At 69.9% G+C, this 23,388-nt stretch carries 25 protein-coding genes; 15 read left to right on the forward strand and 10 right to left on the reverse strand.

What is annotated here, in order from left to right:
• The first annotated feature begins 215 nt into the window (after positions 1-215).
• Both MKL11_RS13180 and MKL11_RS13185 read left to right on the forward strand, forming a co-directional pair.
• The gene (locus tag MKL11_RS13180) at positions 216-1,187 is read left to right on the forward strand and encodes a sterol desaturase family protein (protein ID WP_243944122.1); all 972 of its coding nucleotides are present in this window, start codon (positions 216-218) and stop codon (positions 1,185-1,187) included.
• A gap of 20 nt (positions 1,188-1,207) precedes the next feature.
• On the forward strand, positions 1,208-2,332 hold the full coding sequence (locus MKL11_RS13185) for a GNAT family N-acetyltransferase (protein ID WP_243944125.1): 1,125 nt from the start codon (positions 1,208-1,210) through the stop codon (positions 2,330-2,332).
• 54 nt (positions 2,333-2,386) lie between these two features.
• On the opposite strand, the gene MKL11_RS13190 is transcribed toward MKL11_RS13185, so the two are convergent.
• Complete coding sequence (locus MKL11_RS13190; protein WP_243944127.1) at positions 2,387-3,694, reverse strand: hypothetical protein; 1,308 nt, start codon at positions 3,692-3,694, stop codon at positions 2,387-2,389.
• A 149-nt stretch (positions 3,695-3,843) separates the two neighbouring features.
• Positions 3,844-5,025: an aminotransferase class V-fold PLP-dependent enzyme gene (locus MKL11_RS13195; protein ID WP_243944129.1), complete on the reverse strand. Its 1,182-nt coding sequence runs from the start codon at positions 5,023-5,025 to the stop codon at positions 3,844-3,846.
• 119 nt (positions 5,026-5,144) lie between these two features.
• Between MKL11_RS13195 and glp the strand changes: the two genes are divergently transcribed.
• Both glp and MKL11_RS13205 read left to right on the forward strand, forming a co-directional pair.
• Positions 5,145-6,383 (forward strand): gephyrin-like molybdotransferase Glp, encoded by a 1,239-nt coding sequence (gene glp, locus MKL11_RS13200; RefSeq protein ID WP_243944131.1) that lies wholly within the window; start codon positions 5,145-5,147, stop codon positions 6,381-6,383.
• A 67-nt stretch (positions 6,384-6,450) separates the two neighbouring features.
• Complete coding sequence (locus MKL11_RS13205) at positions 6,451-7,326, forward strand: 4-(cytidine 5'-diphospho)-2-C-methyl-D-erythritol kinase (protein WP_243944133.1); 876 nt, start codon at positions 6,451-6,453, stop codon at positions 7,324-7,326.
• An 18-nt stretch (positions 7,327-7,344) separates the two neighbouring features.
• Here the strand turns inward: MKL11_RS13205 and MKL11_RS13210 are convergent, their stop codons facing one another.
• Positions 7,345-9,159 (reverse strand): chloride channel protein, encoded by a 1,815-nt coding sequence (locus MKL11_RS13210; RefSeq protein WP_243944135.1) that lies wholly within the window; start codon positions 9,157-9,159, stop codon positions 7,345-7,347.
• Between the two features lie 106 nt (positions 9,160-9,265).
• On the opposite strand from MKL11_RS13210, the gene MKL11_RS13215 reads away from it, so the two are divergent.
• Positions 9,266-9,739, forward strand: coding sequence for a MarR family winged helix-turn-helix transcriptional regulator (locus MKL11_RS13215; RefSeq protein WP_243944137.1), 474 nt, complete (start codon positions 9,266-9,268; stop codon positions 9,737-9,739).
• Between the two features lie 43 nt (positions 9,740-9,782).
• On the forward strand, positions 9,783-10,661 hold the full coding sequence (locus MKL11_RS13220) for a protein-L-isoaspartate O-methyltransferase family protein (RefSeq protein WP_243944139.1): 879 nt from the start codon (positions 9,783-9,785) through the stop codon (positions 10,659-10,661).
• 7 nt (positions 10,662-10,668) lie between these two features.
• On the opposite strand, the gene MKL11_RS13225 is transcribed toward MKL11_RS13220, so the two are convergent.
• Positions 10,669-11,682: a polyprenyl synthetase family protein gene (locus MKL11_RS13225; protein WP_243944142.1), complete on the reverse strand. Its 1,014-nt coding sequence runs from the start codon at positions 11,680-11,682 to the stop codon at positions 10,669-10,671.
• A gap of 168 nt (positions 11,683-11,850) precedes the next feature.
• Here MKL11_RS13225 and MKL11_RS13230 point away from each other — a divergent pair, with 168 nt between their 5' ends.
• Positions 11,851-12,075 (forward strand): DUF2007 domain-containing protein, encoded by a 225-nt coding sequence (locus tag MKL11_RS13230; protein ID WP_243944144.1) that lies wholly within the window; start codon positions 11,851-11,853, stop codon positions 12,073-12,075.
• Complete coding sequence (locus MKL11_RS13235) at positions 12,072-12,821, forward strand: tRNA1(Val) (adenine(37)-N6)-methyltransferase (RefSeq protein ID WP_243944146.1); 750 nt, start codon at positions 12,072-12,074, stop codon at positions 12,819-12,821. Before MKL11_RS13230 ends, MKL11_RS13235 begins: the two co-directional genes overlap by 4 nt.
• Here the strand turns inward: MKL11_RS13235 and MKL11_RS13240 are convergent, their stop codons facing one another.
• Together MKL11_RS13240 and MKL11_RS13245 are read right to left on the reverse strand one after the other, a co-directional pair.
• Entirely contained in the window at positions 12,822-13,133 is a 312-nt protein-coding gene (locus MKL11_RS13240; protein ID WP_243944148.1) for a hypothetical protein, read from the reverse strand.
• Positions 13,134-13,168: 35 nt separating this feature from the next.
• Positions 13,169-13,855 carry a trna delta -isopentenylpyrophosphate transferase gene (locus MKL11_RS13245; protein ID WP_243944150.1) on the reverse strand — a complete coding sequence of 229 codons (687 nt, stop codon included), beginning with the start codon at positions 13,853-13,855 and terminating at the stop codon, positions 13,169-13,171.
• 904 nt (positions 13,856-14,759) lie between these two features.
• Here MKL11_RS13245 and MKL11_RS13250 point away from each other — a divergent pair.
• Complete coding sequence (locus MKL11_RS13250; protein WP_243944152.1) at positions 14,760-15,707, forward strand: helix-turn-helix domain-containing protein; 948 nt, start codon at positions 14,760-14,762, stop codon at positions 15,705-15,707.
• A 319-nt stretch (positions 15,708-16,026) separates the two neighbouring features.
• Here MKL11_RS13250 and MKL11_RS13255 read toward each other — a convergent pair whose 3' ends face one another.
• Together MKL11_RS13255 and MKL11_RS13260 are read right to left on the reverse strand one after the other, a co-directional pair.
• A complete protein-coding gene (locus tag MKL11_RS13255; RefSeq protein WP_243944704.1) occupies positions 16,027-17,016 on the reverse strand; it encodes a zinc-dependent alcohol dehydrogenase family protein in 990 nt (329 codons plus the stop codon).
• A gap of 205 nt (positions 17,017-17,221) precedes the next feature.
• Positions 17,222-17,851, reverse strand: a complete 630-nt coding sequence (locus MKL11_RS13260; RefSeq protein ID WP_243944154.1) for an NADPH-dependent F420 reductase — start codon at positions 17,849-17,851, stop codon at positions 17,222-17,224.
• A gap of 133 nt (positions 17,852-17,984) precedes the next feature.
• Between MKL11_RS13260 and MKL11_RS33390 the strand changes: the two genes are divergently transcribed.
• Both MKL11_RS33390 and MKL11_RS33395 read left to right on the forward strand, forming a co-directional pair.
• Positions 17,985-18,590: a LysR family transcriptional regulator gene (locus MKL11_RS33390; RefSeq protein WP_313900751.1), complete on the forward strand. Its 606-nt coding sequence runs from the start codon at positions 17,985-17,987 to the stop codon at positions 18,588-18,590.
• The gene (locus MKL11_RS33395) at positions 18,517-18,849 is read left to right on the forward strand and encodes a LysR substrate-binding domain-containing protein (RefSeq protein WP_313900752.1); all 333 of its coding nucleotides are present in this window, start codon (positions 18,517-18,519) and stop codon (positions 18,847-18,849) included. The genes MKL11_RS33390 and MKL11_RS33395 overlap by 74 nt, the downstream gene beginning before the upstream one ends.
• Positions 18,850-19,040: 191 nt before the next feature.
• On the opposite strand, the gene MKL11_RS13270 is transcribed toward MKL11_RS33395, so the two are convergent.
• Positions 19,041-20,018: an SDR family NAD(P)-dependent oxidoreductase gene (locus MKL11_RS13270; protein ID WP_243944157.1), complete on the reverse strand. Its 978-nt coding sequence runs from the start codon at positions 20,016-20,018 to the stop codon at positions 19,041-19,043.
• Between the two features lie 117 nt (positions 20,019-20,135).
• Here MKL11_RS13270 and MKL11_RS13275 point away from each other — a divergent pair, with 117 nt between their 5' ends.
• From MKL11_RS13275 to MKL11_RS13290, 4 genes are all read left to right on the forward strand, one after another.
• Positions 20,136-21,065 (forward strand): AraC family transcriptional regulator, encoded by a 930-nt coding sequence (locus MKL11_RS13275; RefSeq protein WP_243944705.1) that lies wholly within the window; start codon positions 20,136-20,138, stop codon positions 21,063-21,065.
• Between the two features lie 91 nt (positions 21,066-21,156).
• The gene (locus MKL11_RS13280; RefSeq protein WP_243944159.1) at positions 21,157-21,954 is read left to right on the forward strand and encodes a heme ABC transporter permease; all 798 of its coding nucleotides are present in this window, start codon (positions 21,157-21,159) and stop codon (positions 21,952-21,954) included.
• 10 nt (positions 21,955-21,964) lie between these two features.
• Entirely contained in the window at positions 21,965-22,108 is a 144-nt protein-coding gene (ccmD, locus tag MKL11_RS13285; protein ID WP_243944162.1) for a heme exporter protein CcmD, read from the forward strand.
• Complete coding sequence (locus MKL11_RS13290) at positions 22,105-22,713, forward strand: DsbE family thiol:disulfide interchange protein (RefSeq protein ID WP_243944164.1); 609 nt, start codon at positions 22,105-22,107, stop codon at positions 22,711-22,713. Before ccmD ends, MKL11_RS13290 begins: the two co-directional genes overlap by 4 nt.
• A gap of 60 nt (positions 22,714-22,773) precedes the next feature.
• Here MKL11_RS13290 and MKL11_RS13295 read toward each other — a convergent pair whose 3' ends face one another.
• Complete coding sequence (locus tag MKL11_RS13295) at positions 22,774-23,388, reverse strand: septation protein A (protein ID WP_243944166.1); 615 nt, start codon at positions 23,386-23,388, stop codon at positions 22,774-22,776.

Genomic DNA, 23,388 nt, shown 5'->3' on the forward strand with positions numbered 1-23,388 from the left:
CCGATCTTCGGTGGACAATGACCTGTGCTGTCAAATTCGGTAAGTACCGATCGACGATAGTGTTCGCCGTGCAAGACGCTGATGGTTCGGCAGGTCTATCGAAGCCGCAGCTCGAAACGGGACGTCTCGCTCGCTGCGTGCGTCGGGCGTCTGAGGGATAGTCCGGCGGTCTCCTGCCGGCATGCGGGCCGGACCGGCGAAGGGAACGCCACGTCATGGATGTCGTCCAGTTCATCACGCAGATCATCGACAAGGTCTCGGCCGCGAACCTGATCGCGGCCGGACTGTTGTTCGCGACCGCGTTCGGCTGCGCCCTGATCGCCTACCTGCGCACCGCCGAGCGCTACTCGTTCGCCGAGTTCTTCGAGTTCGCGCTGCCGCACGAGGTGATGACCCACCCCTCCGCCCGGGCCGACCTGCTGTTCTACATTACCCGCAAGGCGGTCATGCCGTTCCTGCTGATCCCGGCCGGGGTCACCTTCGTGGTGGCGGTGGGCTACGCGACCAACCGGGTGCTGGGCGCGATTCTCGGAATCGACCAGCCGGTCTTCGGAGAGCCCGGGCCGGTGACCGTGGTGCTGTTCACCCTCACCATGCTGCTGGCCTACGACCTGTCCTACTACCTCTACCACACGGCCCAGCACCGCTACCCGTTCCTGTGGGAGCTCCACAAGGTCCACCACTCCGCCGAGGTGATGGTCGGCATCACCAAGGACCGGGTCCACCCCCTCGACGAGCTGATGAATCGCGCTTGGGACGGGGTGATCCCCGGGATCTGCTTCGGGACCTGGAGCCTGATCGCCCTGAACCCGGTGGAGCTGACGGTGTTCGGAATCAACGTCTACATCATGCGCAACATCCTGATGATGGACTTCGTGCGCCACACCCATTTCAAGATCTCGTTCGGTCGGCTCAACGCGATCATCCTCTGCCCGCACTGGCATCAGCTCCACCACTCGACGGCGCCGCAGCACTACGACAAGAATTTCGGGCTGCTGTTCTCGTTCTGGGACAGCCTGTTCGGCACCCTGCACGTGCCGAATCCGAACGAGGACTTCACGTTCGGCCTCGTCGACCGGGACGTCGCCGATTATCAATCCCTCTCGGGGCTCTACGTGCTGCCTCTCAAGAAGATGGGCCGGCGGATCGCCCGGCGGGTGCGCCGCCTGCGCGGGATCCCCGCCTAGCCTCGCTCGGGCGCCTGACCATGTCTCCTGAACGCTTCGAGATCGTCCGCACCGCCGAGCGGCTGGAAGCTGTCGGACCGGCCTGGACCGAGCTGTGGGCCCGCAGCGGCGCCCTGGTGTTCCAGAGCCATGCCTGGGTCTCGGCCTGGTGGGCCAGCGTCCCCGACCGCGAGCGCCGGGCGCTGGCGATCGTGCTCGCCTGGCGCGGCGACCTGCTGGTCGGCGTGCTGCCGCTGGCCACCGTACGCCGCAAGGGTTTCCGCGTGCTCGAATGGGCCGCCAAGGATTGCTCCGACTTCGGCGACGCCGTGCTGTCCGACCGCTGGAATGCCGAGCTCGTGCGCCGGATGTGGCAGCAGGCCAGCCGGGCCGGCGGCTTCGATCTCGCCTATCTCAACCGGCTCCTGCCCGACGCCGCCGCGCGGGCCCTGCTCGCCCCGGCCGCAGGCGGCGTCCGGCTGCGGCTCAACCACCGCGACGAGGCGAACTGGCGGGTGCGCGGCCCCTGGCCGACCGGGCGGGCCTGGTTCGACGCGCAATCGAAGAAGACCCGCCAGAACTATCGCCGCGGCCAGAAATCCATGGGCGAGCACGGCCCGCTGACCTTCCGGCTGCTCGGCCCCGAGGAGCCGCTCGGGCCGGTGCTGGACAAGCTCACCCAGTTCAAGCGGGCCTGGCTCGCGACCCACAACCTGCCGTCGACAGCGTTCTACGACGAGGGCTCGCAGGCGTTGCCCGCGATGGTCCAGGTTCTGGCCGAGACCGGTTTGCTGCACGCCTTCGTGCTCGAATGCGGCGGCGCCCTCGTCGCCGTCTCGATCAACTTCGTCCAGGCCGGCACGATGATGGCCTTCGTCACCACCTACGATCCGGCCTTCGAGCGCGGCTCGCCCGGGATGGTGCTGATGATGGACTACATCATGTGGTCGATCGACCGCGGGCTGCACACGGTGGATTTCCTGTGTGGGGACGAAGGGTTCAAGGGCCGCTTCGGCACCGAGAGCCTGACCCTCGCTTCGATGATGGGCGGGCGCACCCCACAGGGCGCGGCGGCTCATCTGGTCGATCGTACCGGGCATGCCCTGAAGCAGCGCTTCGGCAAGCCCAAGATGACGCAGGCGCCGGTCGCCGAGGCCGCGGCCTGAAAGGATGAGCCGTTTCTGGGGGTGGCCTTTCGACGAAGGCGCTGAGCAGCCGTCCTAGGACAATTCCGGAGCCGCAGTCCCAGCGATGCGCGGGGTTCCCGCCGAACGCCGAAACGCCGTCACCGACCAAACGAGCGTCGCGATCTCCGAAGCCAGAAGCCCGAGCAGCGCGGTGGCCGGCGGCAGCATCAGAAGAAGCGGCACCATCAGGGCGAAGCCCAGGGCGGCGCTCGCCACCGCCCCGGCCGTGATCGTCCGGAAGGCGGCGGAGGCTTCGAGATAGGCGCGCGGGATCGCGTAGAGCAGCGACACGGTCACGACCGCCCAGACGCCGAGCCCGATCCAGCCCATGGCCTCGCCCGCGAAGCGCCCTTTGAACAGCACCTGCTCGATCAGCGGCAGGGTCGCGGCCATCACCAATCCGTAGACGAGACAGGCGCAGCCGATCAGCAGAACGTGGCGCATCACGAGCCGCCGGGCAGCCGGGACCTGCCCGGCGGCCAGCAGGCCGCTGATCTCCGGCAGGACCATGTTCATCAGCGCGCTCGTGGGGATGCGCAGCGGCGCGTACAGCACCAAAGTCGCGGCGATCGGCGCGTAGGCGGCCGGCCCGGCCAGCAGGGCGAACAGGAGCGTCAGGCCCTGGCCCTGCACGGTGAGGCTGGTGACGCCGGCGAGCGACCAGGCCAGGGTCCGCCAGATCGCCCGGTAGCGCGCCCGCGCCCGGGCATGGAGCGAGACCCGCAATCGCTGGCGCAGCGCCCCGTAGGCCACCACGATGGCGATGGCGTGTGCCAGGGCGATCGCCAGGAAGGCCCGGTCGAGCAGAGCCGTGCCCTCGCCGCTCAACCCGCGCCAGACGAACACGGCACCGCAGGCCGCGTAGACGAGATCGCTCAGGCCCGCGATCCGCGGCCGTCCGCGGGCCAGCAGCACGATCCGGAGATAGCTGCGGAAGCCGTAAAGGCCCACGAACGCCCCGGCCGCGAGCGCGCCGAGGCCGATCACCGGCACGAGCGCCACGCTGGTGGCGAGGGCCATCAGCACGGAGACCAGGGCCGCGCCGGAGCCGAACATCACGTCGTAGCCGAGCGCCGCCGGCCGGCCGAGGCTCCGGGCGAGGTGGAGCGTCGCGGGCACCGCGACCAGGGCGCGGATATAGGTGATGCCGACCGCGCCGACCGTGAACACGATCGCGAACAGCCCGTAATCGTGCGCCCCGAGTTCGCGCACCAGCAGGATGTTCAGCGCGAAGTGGAACAGGCTCTGGATCAGCTCGCCGGACAGGATTACGGCGAAGCGTCCGGACAAGCCGGCACGCATCATCGCTGCGAGGCGCAGGCCGCGGCCACGGGCCGGCATGGGAATTGTTTCACCGGATCGCGGCATGGGTCTCGGCATGATCGTGTGGGCGGCATCCTTCCTGGGACGACGGCCGCGCTTCGACCCGATGATCTAGGCGTGGCGCCCGGCGCGGCATCCGCATTCGCCCGACGGACACACGGAAACTATCACCCGCGCGCTTCCGTTCGGTTTCCGGCGCTGGGGCCGAGCACGCGCGCGAGTGCGGCGAGACAGCGCGCGACATCGTCCTGATCGGCCCAGACATGCGGGCTCAGACGCAGTGATCCCGACCGCTCGCTCACGAAGACGTTTGCCGCCCGCAGGCGATCCACCAGGTTTTCGGGCAAGCCGCCGGGTGCGCGTGCCCCGAGGATGTGGCCTGCCCGCAGAGGGCGCGGTGCGAGGACGAGCCCGAGTTCCGCGACGCCTGCGGCTAGGCCTTCGGTAAGCTCGCACAACCGGGCCGCGACTGCAGGGACGCCCCATTCGGCGACCAGTTCCAGGCCGGTCGCCGCCATGGACAAGGAAACGGGATCGTTCAATTCGCCCCGGTCGTAGCGCCGGGCTCCAACCGCCGATGAGCGATTCCCGGCATGCTCCTCAATCGGCGCCCCGTCCTGCCGATGGGCCGCGGTGTACAGGAACGCGACCCCGTAGGGTCCGAGTGCCCATTTGTAGGTGGGGAAGGCGAGGAAATCGGGTCGCCAGCGGCCCACGTCCACCGGCATCGCGCCAACGGCCTGCGTCGCGTCGATCACCAGGGCAGCGCCCGTCTCATGCACCGCCTGCGCGAGCCGGTCGAGGTCGATCAGGCCGCCATCGGTCCAGTGCAGGGGCGTCAGGGTCGCGATGGCGATAGGCGGCGCGCCCGGCCGCCGGATGGCCTCCAGCAGGGCGGCGGTCCAATCGCCGTCCGGCGGCCGGGCAACCTCCTCCACCGCGAGATCGTGGGCGGCCGCCAGCCGGTCGAAGGCGTAGCGCAGGGACGGGAACTCGTCTTCCACCCGCAGCAGACGTCCGCCCGGCACGGGGACGAGGTTGCGCGCCGCGATCGCCATGGCTTGACTCACCGAGCCCACGATCGCGACATCGTCGGCGCCCGCGCCGATCAGGCGCGCGGCGGCCGCGCGGGTCCGCTCGGCGAGCGCCGGGATCGCCGTCCGGGGAAAGGTCCAGGGTTGGCTTTTCACCAGGATACCGGCCTCGCCGGCCGCGCGGACGGCGCGGGGCAGCGGCGACCAGGCTGCGGCATCGAGGTATGCGACCTCCGCCGGTACCTCGAACAGGTGTCGATGGCAGGGAATCGCTTCGGTGCTCGGCATGATGGTGACGAGCGTAGAGGATCCCATGCCGAGCCGCCACGGTCCGGGCTTGATCGCTCAGCCCCGATGCCGCAAGCCGGCAGGCCACAGCCCCGCGAGGCACCCGTGCCGACCCCCTCCTTGTCCAAGACCGTCATCGCGTCCCGATGGGACGCCTGAGCCGCGACTGCTTCGATGTGGCGCCCGCGCCGATGCGGGTCGCCGAGGCGGTGGCGCTGCTGCGCGCGCGGCTGCCGGTTCTGTCGGGGATCGAATCGGTCGCGGTCGACCGGGCCGACGGTCGCGTGCTGGCGGAGGATCTGATCGCCCCGATCGCGCTGCCGCCGTTCGATAATTCGGCCGTCGACGGTTACGCGGTCCGGGCCGGCGATCTCGCCCCGACGAGTGAGACGCGCCTGCCGCTCAGCGGCCGCGTCCCGGCCGGTTACGCGCCGGCCGATCCCGGGCCGGGCTTCGCGGTGCGGATCTTCACCGGGGCACCGATGCCGCCGGGCACCGACACGGTGGCGATGCAGGAGGATGTGCGGATCGACGGTGAGGCCGTGATCCTGCCGGCCGGCCTCGCCCCGGGGGCCAATCGCCGCCGGTCCGGCGAGGATGTGCGCCGCGGCAGCCGCGCGATCCCAGCCGGCACGAGGCTTGGGCCACGCCACCTCGCGCTCGCCGCAGCCCTCGGGCTGCCCGAGTTGCGCCTGCGTGTGCCCCTCAGAGTGGCCTTGTTCTCCACTGGCGACGAACTGACCCCGTCCGGCCAGCCCCTGCCGCCCGCCGGCATCCACGACGCCAACCGTCCGATGCTGGCCGCCCTGCTGCGCAGGTTCGGCGCCGAACCCGTCGACCTCGGCATCCTGCGCGACGCGCCCAGCCCCCTGCGGCAACGCCTCGAAGCCGCGGCTGCCGATCACGACTTGATCCTTACCTCGGGGGGCGTCTCGGTGGGCGAGGAGGACCACGTCCGCGCCGCCGTCGAGGCATCCGGTGGGCTGACCTTCTGGAGGCTGGCGATCAAGCCTGGCCGGCCGGTGGCCCTAGGCACCGTGGCGGGCACACCGTTCGCGGGTTTGCCGGGCAACCCGGCCGCCGCCTACGTGACCGCCCTGGCCATCCTCCGTCCCCTGGTGCTGCACCTGTCGGGCACGCGCCAAGAGATGCCGGCACCGACGGTGCGCAGCGGCTTCGCTCAGGAAAAGCGCCCGGGCCGGCGCGAGTACCTGCGGGTCCGTCTCCGGGCCGGCGCCGACGGGACGCCGGAGGCGATGCCGGTACCGGGAGGCGCCCTGTCCGGCCTCTCGGCCAGCGACGGGCTGGTGGAGCTCGACGAGGATCTGACCGCGATCCGCGTCGGCGACAGCCTGCCGTACCGGGCGCATGGGGATTGGGGGTGATCTGTTGTTCGCAGGCTTGAGCCTGTAGAGCGTCAGGCCCGTCCACGATCGACCTGTTCGAGATCCCGTGCCCCTGCTCGCCGACCGCGCTCCCGCCAAAGTCAACCTGACGCTGCACGTCCTCGGGCGGCGCGCCGGTGACGGCTACCATGAGCTGGAGAGCTTGGTCGCCTTCGCGGGCACCGCCGACCGCCTGACCCTCGATCCCGGCGCCCCACTCGGCCTCGCCGTCAGCGGCCCGACCGCCGGGCCGGCCGGCCCGACCGCGGACAACCTGGTCCTGCGCGCCGCCCGCGGGCTAGCGGCGCGGATGCCATCCCTGCGGCTGGGGGGCTTTCACCTCGTCAAACGCCTGCCGGTCGCCGCCGGGATCGGCGGCGGCTCGTCGGACGCCGCCGCGGCCTTGCGGTTGCTCGCGTGCCTCAACGACCTGCCGCTCGATCACCCGGCCATGGTCGCCGCCGCCCGCGAGACCGGGGCCGACGTGCCCGTCTGCCTCGACCCGCGGGCACGGATGATGCGCGGCGCCGGGGAGGAGATCGGCCCGGTGCTCGGGCTCGCGCCGTTGCCGGCGGTTCTGATAAATCCCGGGGTGCCGGTGCCGACCGCTCCGGTGTTCAAGGCCTTGGGCCTCGCGGTCGGGCAGAAGCTCGACGGCGCCCCGCATCCCGACATCGACGAGGGACTCGGCGCCGACGCCCTCGTGGCGGCGCTCTCCCCGGCCCGGAACGACCTGGAGGCTCCGGCGCTCACGGTCGCCCCGGTGATCGGCGAGACCCTGGCGGCCCTGCGGGGCCAGGCCGGCTGCCGCCTGGCGCGGATGTCGGGCTCGGGGGCCACGGTGTTCGCGCTGTTCACCGACCGGCGCGCCGTCGTCCGGGCCGCGGCCGCCCTGCGGGCCGCCCATCCGGGCTGGTGGGTGGCGCCGACCTTCCTGCGCTGAACGGACGGACAGCGTCCGTCAGCCGCCGATCGCACCGGCACGCGCTCGGTCGCGGCGGAAATACGCCCGGCGCTCGGCTTCCGCGCGGACCGTCGTCGCGCGCACCTGCAGCAGGTCCTTGCGGGTCAGGAGCCCGACCAGCGCGCCGCACTCCGGATCGGTGACCGGCAGGCGGCCCTGCCCGGCCGAGAGCATCACGTCGAGGGCGTGCGAAACCACGTCACCCGGATGCACGACCGCGAGATCGGCATCCGAGACGCGTTCGGCGAGGGTACCGTCGGCCCCGGCGCCCTCCCCCATCGCCACCGTCCAGCGGAGGGCGTCGTCGCGCGTGACCAGCCCCACCGGCCGGCGGGCGCGATCGACCACCGGATAGGTGTGGTGATCGCCGGTGGTGATCGCCGCGAGTGCCTCGGCGAGCGGCAGGTCCGCGTCCAGGGCTGCGACCTCGCGGGTCATCACCGCCTCGACCCGGGCGAGGTCGTAGGGATCGATGCCGTATTCCCGGGTCACGTGCTGCCCGCGCCGAGCGATCTTCTCGGTGAGGATCGAGCGCCTGAGCAGCAGCACCGTCACCGCGTAGGCCGCCATGGTGGCGGCGAGCAGCGGCGCCAGGGCGCCGATGTCGCCGGTCACCTCGACGGCGAACACCACCCCGGTGAGCGGCGCCGGCAGGGTTCCGCCGAGCATCGCCGCCATGCCGAGCAGCGCCCAGAAGCCGTGCGCGCCCGGGAGGACAAGACCGATCAACCAGCCGATCGCGCCGCCCAGGATCAGCAAAGGCGCGAGCACGCCCCCGGAGGTGCCCGAGGACAGGGCCGCGAGCCAAATCGCCGCCTTCACCACGAGGATCGTCAGCACGGTGCTGGCCAGCATGTGCCCGGCGAGCAGGTCGCGGATCACGTCGTAGCCGACGCCGAGCGCCCGGGGCTCCACGAGACCGCCGAGGCCGACCACGAGGGCGCCTAAAGCCGGCCACCACATCCAGTGGATCGGCAGCCGGCCGAACCCGTCCTCCAACGCGTAAAGCGCCCGGGTCAGCACGCCCGAGATCAGCCCGCAGGCGATGCCGAGCACGGCGCAAGCGGGCAGTCCCCACCACGGCAGAGCCGGGTTGTCGGTGAAGGGGAAGAGCGGCCCGGCCTCGAACAGCGCGGGACGCCAGCAGGCCGCCGTCACCGCCCCGACCGTCACCGGCACGAGGCTGCGCGGGCGCCACTCGAACAACAGCACCTCGACGGCGAGCAACACGGCCGCCACGGGCGTCCCGAAGATCGCCGTCATGCCGGCGGCGGCGCCGGCCACCAGCAGGGTCTTTCGCTCGCCCGCGCTGAGATGGAAGAACTGCGCGAACAGCGAGCCCACCGCGCCGCCCGTGACGATGATCGGCCCCTCGGCGCCGAACGGGCCGCCGGTGCCGATCGCCACCGCCGAGGAGAGTGGCTTGAGGAGAGCCACCTTGGGCGACATTCGGCTGCCGCCGATCAGGATCGCCTCCATGGCCTCCGGGATGCCATGGCCGCGGATCTTTTCGGAACCGTAGCGGGCCATCACGCCGACGATCAGCGCGCCGATCACCGGGATCGCGATCATCCACGGCCCGGGCGTTGCGCCGGCCAGCGAGGTCAGGGCGGTGTCGAAGCGGCCGTACCAAACGGCATTCGTCACCAGACCGATCAGCGCGAGCAGGATCCAGGCGGTTCCGGAGGCGGCCGTGCCGGTGATCACCGCCAGCCCGGCCAGCATCAGCACCCGCCGGTCCGCACTGAAATCGCCGAGCGTCCTCCGCAACGGCCTGTCGTTGCCGCGCTCGAACCCCTGCCCGCCGTCCATACAATCCTCCCTCGTTCCGTGCCTAATTATATCGTGATACGATACGTTCAAGCACGTCAGGATCGGGGCTGGGTACGATGTGGCCGGGGAGCCCCTATGCATCGGCATGATGCAGAGCCACACGCTCGGGATCGACATCGAGGAGATCAGCGTGGACTCCGAGGAGCCTCAGACCGAGCCGCTGTCGCAGGCGCAGTACGCCGCGCTCGCCGAGTTTCGGTACCGGCTGCGGCGCTTCCTGGCCTTCAGCGAAGCGGCGGCGGCGCGGGCGGGCATCCCACCCCAGCAGCATCAGGCGCTCCTGGCGCTCGCCGGGCATGTCGGGCGCGCGCCGCCGACGGTCGGCCTGCTCGCCGAACAGCTCCTGATCGCCCCGCATAGCGCGGCCGAGTTGGTCGCCCGGATGGTCGAGGGCGGCCTGCTGACCAAGGCACGCGCCGCGGAAGATCGTCGGCGCAGCGAACTCGCGCTCACGCCCCGGGCCGAGGCGTTGCTGCGGGCGTTGACCGCCGCACATCTGGAGGAGTTGCACGGGCTGGCGCCGGCTCTGGCGGAAGCGCTCAATCCTGCGGCGTCTTGACGCATCCCGGCGCTGGTGGTTTGTAGTCTGAGGGGGTGCCGAGATGGTGAATCGGGACGGTTCGACGGCGCGCAGCGCCAAGCTCCGCGGGTTCTACGCGTCCCTGGTCTCGAACCAGAACGTGGCGTCCGATCCGCGGATCGAAGCGGCCTTCGCGGCGATTGCGCGGGAGCCATTCGCCGGGCCGGGGCCTTGGTCGATCCTAGCGGCTAATATCTGGCGGTTCCGAGACGACGGCCCGCACTACGTCACGACGCCCGACGACGATCCTGCCTTCCTGTATCAGGACGTGCTGGTCGCCCTCGACGCAGGCCGCGGCATCAACATCGGGCAGCCGAGCCTCCACGCTTTCTGTCTCGACGCGCTGGCGCCGCAGCGCGGAGAGACGGTCCTTCAGGTTGGGACCGGCAGCGGATATTATACCGCGCTCCTCGCCCATCTCGTCGGGCCGGACGGCCATGTCCACGGTTTCGAGATCGATCCCTGCCTCGCCGAGCGGGCAGCGCGCAACTTGGCGCCTTGGCCCTGGGCGAGGGTGGAGGCGCGCTCCGGCGCGACGGGTGGCTTGCCCGAGGCCGACGCGATCTACGTCAATGCCGGGGCGCCGCGCCCGGCCCGGGCTTGGCTCGACGCCCTGCGGCCGGAGGGCCGATTGCTGTTCCCGCTCCAGTCCGCCAACCGCCGGGGAGGCATGCTGCTGATCCGCCGGCCGGGAGCTGACGCGGCCTGGCTGGCCCGGTTCGTCTCCAGGGCGAGCTTCATCCCTCTCCAGGGCCTGCCGGAGGACGACGGAGGCGCATTGCTGGAGGCTTTCGCGCGGGAGCCGCTCTTCACGGTCCGGTCGCTGCGCTTCGGCGAACCGCCCGATGCGACCTGCTGGTACAACGGTGGCGATTGGTGGTTGTCGACCCGCGATCCGTAAGGCGGCCTCAGCGCGCCCGGGCGACGCAGAACTCCACCGCGCCGTTGAGCGCGGCCTTCACTGGCCCGTCCGGGAAGATATCGAGGGCGGCGCGGGCCTGGGCACCGTAATGGTGGGCGCGGGCCACCGTCTCCTCCAGGGCGCCGTGGCGCTGGAGCAGGTCGAGGGCAGTGCCGAGGTCGTCCGCGCCGATCTCGCCCTGCTGCAGCGTCCGGCGCCAGAAGCCGCGCTCGCCCTCGCTGGCCTTGCGGTGAGCCAGCACGATCGGCAGGGTGATCTTGCCCTCGCGAAAATCGTCGCCGACGTTCTTGCCGAGCTCGGCCGAGGTGCCGCCGTAATCGAGCACGTCGTCGATCAGCTGGAAGGCGATGCCGAGATTCATCCCGTAGGCGCGGGCGGCCGCTTGCTCGGCCTCCGGCCGTCCGGCGAGCACTGGCCCGACCTCGCAGGCGGAGGCGAACAACTCCGCCGTCTTGCCGCGGATCACCGCGAGATAGGCGGCCTCGTTGGTCTCCAGGTTCTTGGCGTTGGTGAGCTGCATCACCTCGCCCTCGGCGATCACCGTGGCGGCGGCGGACAGGATGTCGAGCGCCCGCAGGGAGCCGACCTCGACCATCATCCGGAAGGCCTGGCCGAGCAGGAAGTCGCCCACCAGCACCGAGGCCTCGTTGCCCCACTTGATCCGGGCAGCGACGCGGCCGCGGCGCATGTCGCTCTCGTCGACCACGTCGTCGTGCAGCAGGGTCGCGGTGTGCATGAACTCGACGCTGGCGGCGAGCTTCACGTCGCCGTCGCCGACGTAGCCGCAGAGCTTCGCGCAGGCGAGCGTCAGGATCGGGCGCAGGCGCTTGCCGCCGGAGGCGATCAGGTGGTTGGCCACCTCCGGGATCATCGCCACGTCGGAGCCGGTGCGCGACAGGATCGTGGTGTTGACCCGCGCCATGCCGTCCGCCACCAGCGCCACGATGTCGTTCAGCCCCGCCTCGGTCTCGGGCTTCGGATTCTCGATGGAGAGGGCCATACCCAAGATCCGCAACCTCCAGTCCGGTTCCCCCGCAGGGCGCGGGCGATCCCTTCGCACGCGCCTCGCGGCGCCGCAACATCGGCGCACTCGGGATATGGCGCGCGGGGAACGCGCAGCGAACGCGACGAATGCGCCGGCCGCTGCGCGATCCCGCGAAGAATTGCGATGAACGTCCTGATTTCCGCGAATGATCCGGTGCTGATCGGGTTCGCCCGCTCGGTGCTCGAAGCGGCCGAGATCCCGGTCCTGGTGGCCGACAGCCACATGAGCGTGATGGAGGGCTCGATCGGGGCGTTCGGCCAGCGCCTGATGGTGCCGGACGATTGGGCGCCCCAGGCCCGCCGGTTGCTGAAGGATGCCGGCCTCGCCCATGAGTTGCGCGACCCGTGAGGGCCGAGCCGGACGCGTTCCTGGGCGGGATCCTGCGCCTGCACCAGCCGCCCCGGGGGGCGCACCGGGCCGGGACCGACGCGGTCCTGCTCGCCCGGCTGCTGGCGCCGATGCCGGGGGAGCGGCTGTGCGATGTCGGCGCCGGCACCGGCGCGGTCGGCCTGGCCTGCGCGGCGCTCCATCCCGGAACCCGCCCGACCCTGGTGGAGCGTGATCCGGCGCTGGCCGAGCTGGCCCGGGCCAATGCCGCCCTCAACGGCATCGACGCGACGGTGATCGAGGCCGACGTGCTGGCCCCCGCGGCGGAGCGCCGCGCCGCCGGACTGCTGCCGGACGGGTTCGATCTGGTCCTGACCAACCCGCCGTTCTTCACCGAAGGCAGCCACCGACCGTCGCCGCATCCCGGAAAGGCGACGGCGCATGCCTTTCCGGAGGGCGGCCTGGACCTATGGATCCGCACCTGCACGGCGATCCTGCGGCCGGGCGGCCGGCTCGGGCTGATCCACCGGGCCGACGCCCTCCCGGTCTGCCTCGAGGCGCTGAGGGGCCGCTACGGTGGGATCGCGATCCGTCCGGTCCATGCCCGGGCCGAAACTCCGGCGATCCGGGTGCTGATCGCGGCCACACGGGGGAGCCGGGCGGCGACCAGCCTGCTGCCGCCCCTGGTGCTGCACGGGCCAGATCCGAGAACCTTCACCCCGGAGGCCGAGGCGCTCCACCGGGGCGCCCCCTGGCCGCCGGCCTGATCAGGCCGCGAGCGCCGTCGGCGTCACGTCTCGGATCCCCAAGAACCGCTCGACGGCGGGCAGGTCCGAGAACCCCAGAAATTCCGGGCGCAGCGGCTCGGGCAGTCCGTCGAAGTTGAGCCCTGGGAACGTATCGGGATGCGGGTAGAGCTGCCACTCGGCCCCCGGCTCCACCGGCGGGAACAGGATCGCGACTTTCTCCGCGCCCAGGCGGACGATCCGGGTCGGGCTGTACGACAGGGTCTCGATGGTCCAGCCCCGGCGATGGTCCCGGCGGGCCTTCAGGGTCCGGTGGCGCGGCGCGCGATGCATGGCGGTCTCCTGCGGTTGGGGGGATGGTGTGCGGATCAGGCGGCGCTGCGGCGACCGGCGCGCTTGGGCCAGCCCAGCGCCACGAGGCGGGCCTTGGCGTAATCGCGGACCTCGTCGCGGGTGCCGGGCGGCATCGCCGCCAGGATCGCCTGGGTGGCGCCGTCGAGCATCAGGTCGGTGACGGCGTTGATGGTCGCGGTCGCATCGATCCGCCGCTTGAGGTCGCCCTCGGCCTCTGTGACCTCGTCGAAGGGCTGGGCCTCCTCGAAATCCTCGTCCACCGCCCGGACGGGGGGCAGGTGGGCGCGGAATTCGTCGGCTTCCTCCTCCGAATAGACCAGGCCGTGCAGCTCGATCAGCTTGAGGATGACGCGGTCCTTCCCCCGCTTCTCGGCCATGGCGTAGACGTAGGCCGCCTGCTTGCCCGAGACGCGGTAGTTCACGTTCACCAGCGCCTCGCCCATCGACCACTCGACCCGATCGGCGGCCGGCTTGGTGCCGGCCTTGACCCCAGGCAGGCGCCCGGTGACCAGCAGCACGGCCTCGTCGCGCTCGGCCCGGATCAAGGTCGGCGGCTCGAACACGATCCCGGCCTGCGCGGCGATGCGCTCCAGGGTCTTGTGGTAGATCACGGCGGTACCCTGCACGCGCCAGACGTTGCCCCCGAAGGGCTCCCCGTAGCGCACCAGGATGTCGGCGATCTGCTTGTCGGCGGTTCGCATGCGGGGCTCGTTCCGGTGGGAGAAGGCCGCGTCATCCACAGCTTTCGACGGCGACGCTCTTTGTTCACGTTTTGTTTCATCGTATATGCGGCATCGTAGAGGCTTGCGCAAGGGTCGGGGCTGGCTGCCCGCGGCGATTGGAGGGGGCTGCGTCAGTGCGCGCGGGGGTGTCACGGGCGCCCTGAGAGGGCTCGGTCGCGGGTCGGATCGGGGATCGGTTTGAGGCGGGGGGCAGTGATGACGCGGTCGGTCCGGATTTGGCTTCACGGCTCAGAACGGCGACGGGTCCGAGCCCGATCACCCCACCCTCCAACCCAAACCCCTTATGCCGAAGGCGTGGGTGGGAAGGCTGACGGGTTGCTCGCGCAGTGAAGCAAACTCGGGACAGCGGTGGATCGGCTTAAAAATGTCTGCTTGCGACCGAGGCTGTGTCGAAACGCAGAGATATTGCGGAGGCGTGGAATAATCCTCTCCGCGTCAGCCGTTGGAACCCGCCCGCTGGCCTTTCCAGTGGGGATGCACGGCTTGTGTCGCCAATGCTCAGAGATCTTAAGCGGAAATCCTACTGCGATCGCTGATGGCATTCGAGTTTTCACGCAGCCTCGACCCGTCTCTGAAGTTCAGAAGGTCCGCTTGCGGGCAACTTGACCCAGCTCTGTGACTTATCCTGGCCGTAAGGAGTACGCCTGCTTCGAGACAGACGTCCCACCAGAGCTGGCCTTGCCTCTGCCACATCCCATTACAGGTGCTTATTCGACCATCGACCTGCATCGGATCCCGACCCAGCACGCGGTGCATACACATACGAAAAATACTGATTTGAAGTCTTGCCAATTTACGAACAGACATACCTTGCAGATCGAGCGAGTCTCGATCTGCAAGTGTCTGAACCAGGGAGTATAGATTGACCGAGCGCCCCCGCGTCAAAACGCTGAGGCAGAGCACGGCCGAGGTCGAGTCGAAACGAGCGTACGAGTTCTGGCGCGACACGGCTCTGGCCATGTCCGGCGTCTCTACCGCCGGGGCCGAGGAACGGCAGTCGTTCGCTGCCAGTCGCCTCGTCGCCGTCACGGCCCACAGCACGTTGCTGCACACCGAGGGCCCGCGGGTCGATGTCGAGCGCTCGGCGCGCCATGTCCGCCAAGACGGGCGCGACACCGTCACGATCACCCTGGTCCTGCGCGGTACCCAGTACTTCGAACAAGGGACCCGCGGCGGGCGGATGGCTCCCGGCGACATCAGCATCACCGACTCCGGACGCCCGTTCCTGATCGGGGCCTACGAGGATTACGAGGAGATCCGGCTTAGCGCGACGCGCGCCGCCTTCAGGGCCCATGTCGGCGAGCCGGAAGCCTATGCCGGCCGTCTGATCGGCCACGGCCCCCTCAATGCGCTGTTCGCGACCTATCTGCGGTCCTACGCGGCCTTGGTGCCGGGCATGACGGAGGCCGAGGCCGGCATCGCGGTCGAGGGCACCCTCCACCTGCTCCGGAGTTTGGTGGGCGCGCCCACGGGCGACGTCACAGCCGACGCGCTACGGTCACTGGCTGCGGTGCATATCGAACGCCGCCTACACGATCCGGGATTCGGTCCCGACGCCCTGTACCGGGCATTGTGCGTCTCCCGCAGCCGTCTCTACGCCGCCTTCGCCGACGGCGAGGGCGTCGCGGCGGCGATCCGCGACGCACGCCTCGACCGGGCGCATCGCCAGTTGTCGGCCCCTGCCCATGCCGGCGACAGCATCGCGACCATCATGCTCCGGTGCGGCTTCACCAATGCGTCGGGCTTCAGCACCGCCTTTCGTCGGCGCTTCGGAACCGCGCCGCGCGATCTCAGAGCCTCGAACACCTGAGGGCGGACGCTTCACCGGACCTGCGGCGGCGACCAACCGCATCAGCGGCCGGGCCAGGACGCCGCGTCGCCGGGGAGAGCGGCAACACGTCACGAAAATGGACGAAGGCTTCTTGAACGACCGCGATGGGCGTAAGGTCGAAGGTCCGTTTCCGGGCATCCCGCCCATTTCCGCTTCCCTGCTCACCCGGCCATTCGGCTTGCGAGCCCACTCAGTCGTAGCGGCCCGGGCAGGCGGTTCTCGAAATCCGACATGCTTTGACGTCAAGACGGCCCCGCCGAAGCGGAGCCGAGGGGGCCGACGCTCTGACGGCGACCCGTCAGACCGTGACGACGATCTTTCCGACCTGTTCGTTGCTCTCCATGAAGCGGTGAGCCTCCACGATTTCATCGAGCTTGAAGGTCTTGCCGATGACCGGCTTCAGGTCACCGGAGGCCAGCCCGTCCAGAATGAATGCTTTCGCCTTCTCCAGCCGCGGCAGGTCCTGGGTGATTTCCATGAGCTGGTAGCCCCGGATCGTCAGCTCATTTCCGAGGAGCGCCAGCACCGGGATCTGCACGTCACTGAAGTCAAGCGCGCCATACTGGAAGAAGATGCCCCGGTGCACCAATGCGTCGAGGATCTTCGGCACCTCGGGGCCGCCCACCGGGTCGAAGGCCATGCGCGCGCCCTTGCCGTCGGTGATCCTCCTCACCTCCGCGACGAGGTCCTGCTCCGACGTGGCGATGACATGCTGCGCACCCGCGGCGAGCAAGGTGTCGCGCTTCGAGCTACCGCGTGTCAGGGCGATAGAGACGCCGCCGAGCATGTTGACGATCTGGATGGCGGCCAAGCCGACGCTGGACGAGGCGGCCCGGATCAGCACCACGTCACCCTTCTGCACCGTGGCGATGTCCACCAGCGCGCCGTAGGCGGTGACGAACATCATCCAGGTCGCGGCGGCCTCCTCCCACGACAGGTTGTCGGGGTGCTTCACCACGCCGAAGGCAGGCGCGTTCACAAGTTCGCCGTGCAGACCATACTGGCCGAGGAAGAAGCAGGGCACGACGCTGACCTTGTCACCGATCGCGAGGCCTTCGACGCCGGGGCCAACCTTCTCGATGATGCCGGCGGCCTCGTAGCCGTTGATCTCCGGGAACTTCGGGTCGGTCACGTACTGGCCGGTGCGGAACATGACCTCCGCCCGGTTCAGGCCGAGGGCCTTGGTCCTGATCTGGACCTCGCCCTCTTTGGGGGCGCGTACCGCGACGTCCTCGATCTTGAGAACCTCGGGACCACCGATCTCATGGAAGCGAACGATACGGCTCATGACGGACACGCTTTCTGAATTGGGGGAGCAACGCTCCGCGGACATGCCGATCCCAGCGCCCGAGGCGGGCGCCGACCAGGCGTTCGGGGTACGGGCAGTGGCTCAGAGCCGTTCCCGGACGCGCCGCGACGGGGAACGGCTCTAAGTCCTTGATGTAACGCGCTCGCTCGCCGCCGAATCGGTTTCCACTTCGGCGGCGAGCGCGCTAGGCGGCCTTGACCCAAGCCGGCGCGACGCCGGTGCCCTGGCCCAGGAAGAACCCGAAGTGGATGTTGAGCGCGCCGACCGGCTCCAGGAACCGGGCATTCGAGAGCGGACCGCTATCGACGGCTTGGAAGCCGGTCCTGGTCGCGAGGCTGGACACGACCGCTTTCGCAGGCTCGTCGTCAGCGGCCACGAACACCTGCACCGGCACACCGGTGCGGGCCTCGGTCGGGAGGAGCTGCGCGAAGATCGTGTTGAACGCCTTCACCACCTTGGCCTGCGGCGCAAGCTTTTGCAGCGCCTCGGCGGCCGACGTGGTGTGACCGAGCCGAAGGCCCTTGAAGTCCTCGGTGACGGGATTCGAGATGTCGATGATGACCTTGCCCGACAGGTCGCCCGCCGCGCGGATCGTCTCCGCGAAGTGCTGATACCAGACAGCCACGAGGATCACGTCGGCGAGGCGGCCCGCTGCGGCGATCCCGCCGCCTTCGGTCCCTCCACCGATCTCCTGCGCGAGCTGCGACGCCTTCGCCGCGTCGCGGGCACCGATGACAACCTTTTCGCTCGCGCCGGCAAGCAGCTTGGCGAAGCCGCTGCCCATGTTGCCGGTTCCGATGACGGCGATGGTCATGGCTGCTCTCCTCATCCGTCGCCGACCGCGTCGGCGTCGGTGGATGTATGGGCCTCCTCGTTTCCGTGATAAATCGACGTCTGATTGCGACACTCGAAACCATCAGTCAGGAATTATGGATCGCCTAGCCAGCATGGAGGTCTTCGCCGCGGTTGCGGACGCAGGCTCGTTCGCGGCGGCGGCCCATGCCGCCGGCATCTCAGCCGCAATGGTTGGCAAGCATATCCGGCAGCTGGAAGAGTACCTGGGCGTGCAGCTTCTCAACCGGACGACCCGGCGGCAGAGCCTGACCGATGCCGGTCGGAACTTCCTTGAACGGACACGGATCGTGCTGGCGGAACTGGAGGCGGCGGAGGCGTTGGCGGCAGAGAGCCGGGCACGGCCGAGAGGCGAGCTGCGCGTCAACGCGCCCTATGCCTTCGGCGCGCATAGCCTCGCACCGCTGCTTCCCGCCTATATGGCTGACAACCCGGAGGTGACCGTGCGCCTCACGCTCAGCGACCGTATCGTTGACTTGGTCGATGAGGGTTACGACTGCGTGTTTCGCGCGGGATCGCTGCACGACAGCGCCCTGATCGCCCGGGGCCTGAATCCGCTGCGACTGATCGCTTGCGCATCGCCAACCTACTTTGCGCCATACCCGGCCGGAACATCCCGGGGATCTCGTGCGGCACGCCTGCCTCGGCTTTGCCGGTTCGGCCCTCGAAGAGCGTTGGACCTTCTGCAGCGGCGGCGGTGAAGCGGTCGTGCCGATCGTCTCGCGATTCTCGGCCAACAGCGGCGAAGCCCTGCGGCAGGCGGCCCTGGCCGGGCTGGGCATCATCCTTCACGTCGAGGAGTTGCTGGCCGACGACGTTGTGGCGGGCCGGTTGGTGCGCATCCTTCCGGAATGGCGTTCGGAACGCCCGCTCCACATCCTCTATGCACCAGATCGCCGCATCACGCCCAAGCTCCGGTCATTCCTCGACTTCGCTGCGGCAAACTTCGGACCCGCTTGAAACCGCCGTGCGTCCTTGGGCCGTTCGGGCCGGGTCTCGGGTCTGACTTGTCACGCTGGTGCACACAAAGCCGACAGTCGCAATCCCACCCCGCTCGGACGGCGTCAGGGCCAAGTCGATTGATTCACACCGGAGCGCAGCGGGCGATGCCCGGCCTCGGCGTGTCCCGGACCGCGCCATGCGGCGCCTGATCACGCGGCGGGACGACCGTCCCGCCCAGAAAACCCGGTCCCGGTCAGCTCGATCGACAACGCCCACAACCGCTCGGCCTCCCCGGGATCCACCGCGTATTCCTTGACGCCGACGAACGGCTGGGCCGCCGCCTCCGCGCGCACGGCGGCATCGCAATCCTCGCAATAGAGGCCGCCGAGTCCGTCGAGCCGCGGCGACGTCGCCGCCCAGACCTGGGTGGCCGCGCCCTGGGCCGGGCTCTTGAAGGTCGGGTCCGCGGCCGCGCCGTGCGCGTCGAGCCAGCCCTCCGCGATCATCTCGGCCTGCGTCAGGTGGCGCTGAAGCGGTGTGAAGATCTTTCCCGGATGCAGCGAGAAGGCGCAGATGCCCCGGTCCCGGCCGAGCCGGTCGAGATGGACCGCGAACAGGGCGTTGGCGGTTTTTGACTGGCCGTAGGCGCGCCACTTGTCGTAACCGGACGCGAAATGGAGATCGTCCCAGCGGATCGGTGACAGGTGATGCCCGGCCGAGGATACGGCGATCACCCGGGCGCCCCCGTCGAGCAGCGGCAGGAGGCGGTTGGTCAGGGCGAAATGGCCGAGATGGTTGGTGGCGAACTGCACCTCCCAGCCCGGCCCGACCCGGCTCTCTGGGCAGGCCATGAGGCCAGCATTGTTGATCAACCAGTCGATATGCCTACCGGCGGCCAGGACGCGCTGGGCGAAGCGCCGGACACTGGTGAGGTCCGAGAGGTCGATAGCGTCGACCGTGACCCCGGGGATGTCGCGGGTCGCCATCCAGGCGGCGTCCGAGTTGCGGGCGGCGACGAGGATTTCGGCGCCCGCTTTCGCGAGCGCTCGGGTGGTTTCCAGGCCGAGGCCCGAATGGCCGCCGGTGACGATCGCGAATCTTCCGGTCAGCTCGCGCCCGGCCAGGACCTCGGAGGTGGTGCTGCGGGCGCCGAAGCCCGATCCGAGCGGTGTCTGGTGATCGATCATGGTCTTGCTCCGGGGCGGCGAAGACGCGCCGCCGTGTCGTCACGATGATCGACCCGGCGTGCCGGACGCTCCATGCTGCAGCGTCCGCGATTCCTGTGCGGGCGTCCGGCTGTCGCCATGGATCCGCTCTCCGATGTGCTGTCGCTGCTGAGGCCCAGGAGCGTGCTCAGCGCCGGGCTCGATGCAGGAGGCGAGTGGGCGATCCGCTTCCCCGCCCATGACGGGATCAAGTTCAACGCAGTGGTGCGGGGCGCCTGCTGGGTGGCGGTCGAGGGCGCGGCCGAGCCGGTCCGGATCGCGGCCGGCGACTGCTTCCTGCTGACCCGGGGGCGGCCGTTCCGCCTTGCCACCGACCTGAGGCACCCGGCGACCGAGTCCGCCACGATCTACGACCGCGCGGCGGACAACGTCGCGATCTGCAACGGCGGCGGCGCCTTCTTCCTGATCGGCGGGCGCTTCCTGTTCGCGGGCGATGCGGCCGGGCTGCTGTTCGACGCGCTGCCGGCGATCGTGCCGATCCGGGACGCCTCGAACCAGGCCGCGATCCTGCGCTGGGCGCTGGAGCAGCTGGCCGTCGAGCTGCGCCAGGGCACGCCCGGCAGCGCCCTGATGGCCGACCATCTCGCGCAGATCATGCTGCTGCAGGTGCTGCGGCTCTGGCTCGCCTCCGAGCGCCCGGCCGGCTGGCTCGGGGCGCTGGCCGATCCGCGGCTGGCCCGGGCGCTCGGCGCCCTGCACGCCGAGCCGGCGCGGCGCTGGACGCTGGCGGAGCTGGCCGCCCGCGCCGGCATGTCGCGCACGACCTTCGCGGAGAAATTCCGCGCGGTGGTCGGCCGGCCACCCCTCGAGTATCTCGCGGGCTGGCGGATGCAGCGCGCCGCCGACCTGCTGCGGCGCTCCGACGCGCGCGTCGCCGAGATCGCGTATTCAGTCGGCTACGAATCCGAGACCGCGTTCCGCACCGCCTTCCGCCGGCGGATGCTGTGCACGCCGATGCAGTATCGGCGGGGAAGGGACGCATTGTTGCTGCACCGCACCCTGCGTTAAAGCTCGTCCGGAAAAGGTGGGGGCCGGATTTACGGACGCGACGACGCGACCGAGACCGGACCGCCTCGACGCTGTCCGAGACCGAGCCGCGATGACGCCTTCCCTCTGGACCCGCCTGTCGAACCCGAGCCACTTCATGCGCTGGTCCGGCGCCCTGGTGCCATGGCTCGCCGCCCTGTCGGTGGGCCTAGTCGGCCTGGGACTCTACCTGACGTTCTTCGTCGTGCCGCCCGACTACCAGCAGGGCGAGACGGTGCGGATCATGTACATCCACGTCCCGGCGGCCTGGCTCGGGGTGTTCTTCTACGGCGCCATGAGCCTGTCGGCGATCGGCACCCTGGTCTGGCGCCATCCCCTGGCGGACGTCGCCCAGCGCGCCGCCGCGCCGATCGGGGCGGCGTTCACGCTGATCTGCCTGGTCACCGGCTCGCTCTGGGGCAAGCCGATGTGGGGGACCTACTGGGTCTGGGACGCGCGCCTGACCTCGATGCTGATCCTGCTGCTGATCTATTGCGGCATCATCGCCCTGTGGCGCACCCTCGAGGAGCCGAACCGCGCCGCCCGGGCCGTGGCGATCCTGACGCTGGTCGGCGCGGTGAACCTGCCGATCATCAAGTTCTCGGTGAACTGGTGGTCGACCCTGCACCAGCCGGCCTCGATCCTGCGCATGGGCGGCTCGACCATCGACCCGTCGATGCTCTACCCGCTGCTGATCATGATCGCCGCCGCGACGCTGGGCGGGACCACGCTCCACCTCTACGCCATGCGCACCGAGATCATGCGCCGCCGGGTGCGGACGCTGACGATCCGCGAGGCCGAGCGCCTGGACCGGACCCAGCCGCGCCTCACCCCGAAGCCCGCCGGGATGCCGGTCGGGCAACCGGTCTAGGATTTTTTCGATGGATCTCGGGTCTCACGGCGGCTTCATCATCGCCGCCTACGCGTTCACGGCCCTGGTCATGGCCGGCCTGATCGGCAACGCCATCCGCGATCGGCGGGCGCAGCTGCGCGCGCTCAAGGGTTTCGGGGAGGATCGGCGGTGAGCGGCGACGAGACCCTGGACCGGCCGCCCCCGGTCCGCCGCTCGCTGCTGCTGATCGTCCCGGTGCTGGCGTTTGCGGCCCTGGCCGCCGTGCTGTTCCTGCGCCTGCGCTCGGGCGCCGACCCGGCCGCCCTGCCATCGGCGATGATCGGCAAGCCGGTGCCGAGCTTCAGCCTGCCGGCGGTGCCGGGGCTCACGGCCGGGGACGCCCCGGTGCCGGGCCTGTCCAGCGCCGACCTGAAGGGCCAGATCACGGTGATCAACGTGTTCGCCTCGTGGTGCGCGCCCTGCCAGGTCGAGCACCCGATGCTGATGCGGCTCGCCCGGGAGCCCGGCATCCGGCTGGTCGGCATCGACTACAAGGAGCCGAACCCGGCGGCCGGCCAGCGCTTCCTGGCCCGGCACGGGGTGCCGTTCAGCGCCGTCGGAGCCGACGCCGACGGCCGCGCGGCGATCGATTTTGGCGTCTACGGCGTGCCCGAGACCTTCGTGATCGGGCCGGACGGCGTGATCCGCGACAAGCTCGTCGGCATCCTCACGCCGGACAATTTTGCCAGCGTGCTGGCGCGGATCCGGGCCGCGGGCAAAGTGGCCGACGCGCGCTGAAGCATCGTCCCGAAAGCTGGCCGCCGGCTTTCGGAACACGATGATGCGCGATCCAATCCCTCACGCGCCGGGCTGCGTCTCCTTGCGCTCGTAGCGGGTCAGCAGCGGCGTCTGCGCCAGGGCGAACAGCACGGTGAGCGGCATGATGCCGAATACCTTGAAGTTGACCCAGAAATCCTCGGTCTGGGTCCGCCACACCACCTCGTTCAGGGCCGCCAGAACGAAGAAGAAAAGACCCCAGCGGAAGGTGAGCTTGCGCCAGCCCTCCTCGGTGAGGCTGAACATCGAATCGAGCACAACAGACAGCAGCGAGCGCCCGAAGACGAGGCCGCCGAGCAGCACGGTGCCGAACAGCGCATTCACGATGGTCGGCTTGACCATGATGAAGGTCTTGTCCTGCAGCGCCAGCGTCAGCCCGCCGAACACCACCACGACCACGCCGGAGACGAGCGGCATGATCGGCAGGCGCCGCACCAGCACGAAGTGAACCGCCAGCGCCACCACGGTCGCCGCGATGAACACGCCCGTCGCCACGAACAGCTTCTGCTCGGGCGCGACGCCGAACTTTTCCGAATAGGCGTTGCCCAGGAAGAAGATGACGAGCGGCCCGAGTTCCAGCGCCAGCTTCACGAGCGGCGGCAGGTGGCGGCGGGGAGGAACGGATTCGATCTGCAT

Source organism: Methylobacterium sp. J-077 (assembly GCF_022829365.1).
Taxonomy (GTDB): domain Bacteria; phylum Pseudomonadota; class Alphaproteobacteria; order Rhizobiales; family Beijerinckiaceae; genus Methylobacterium.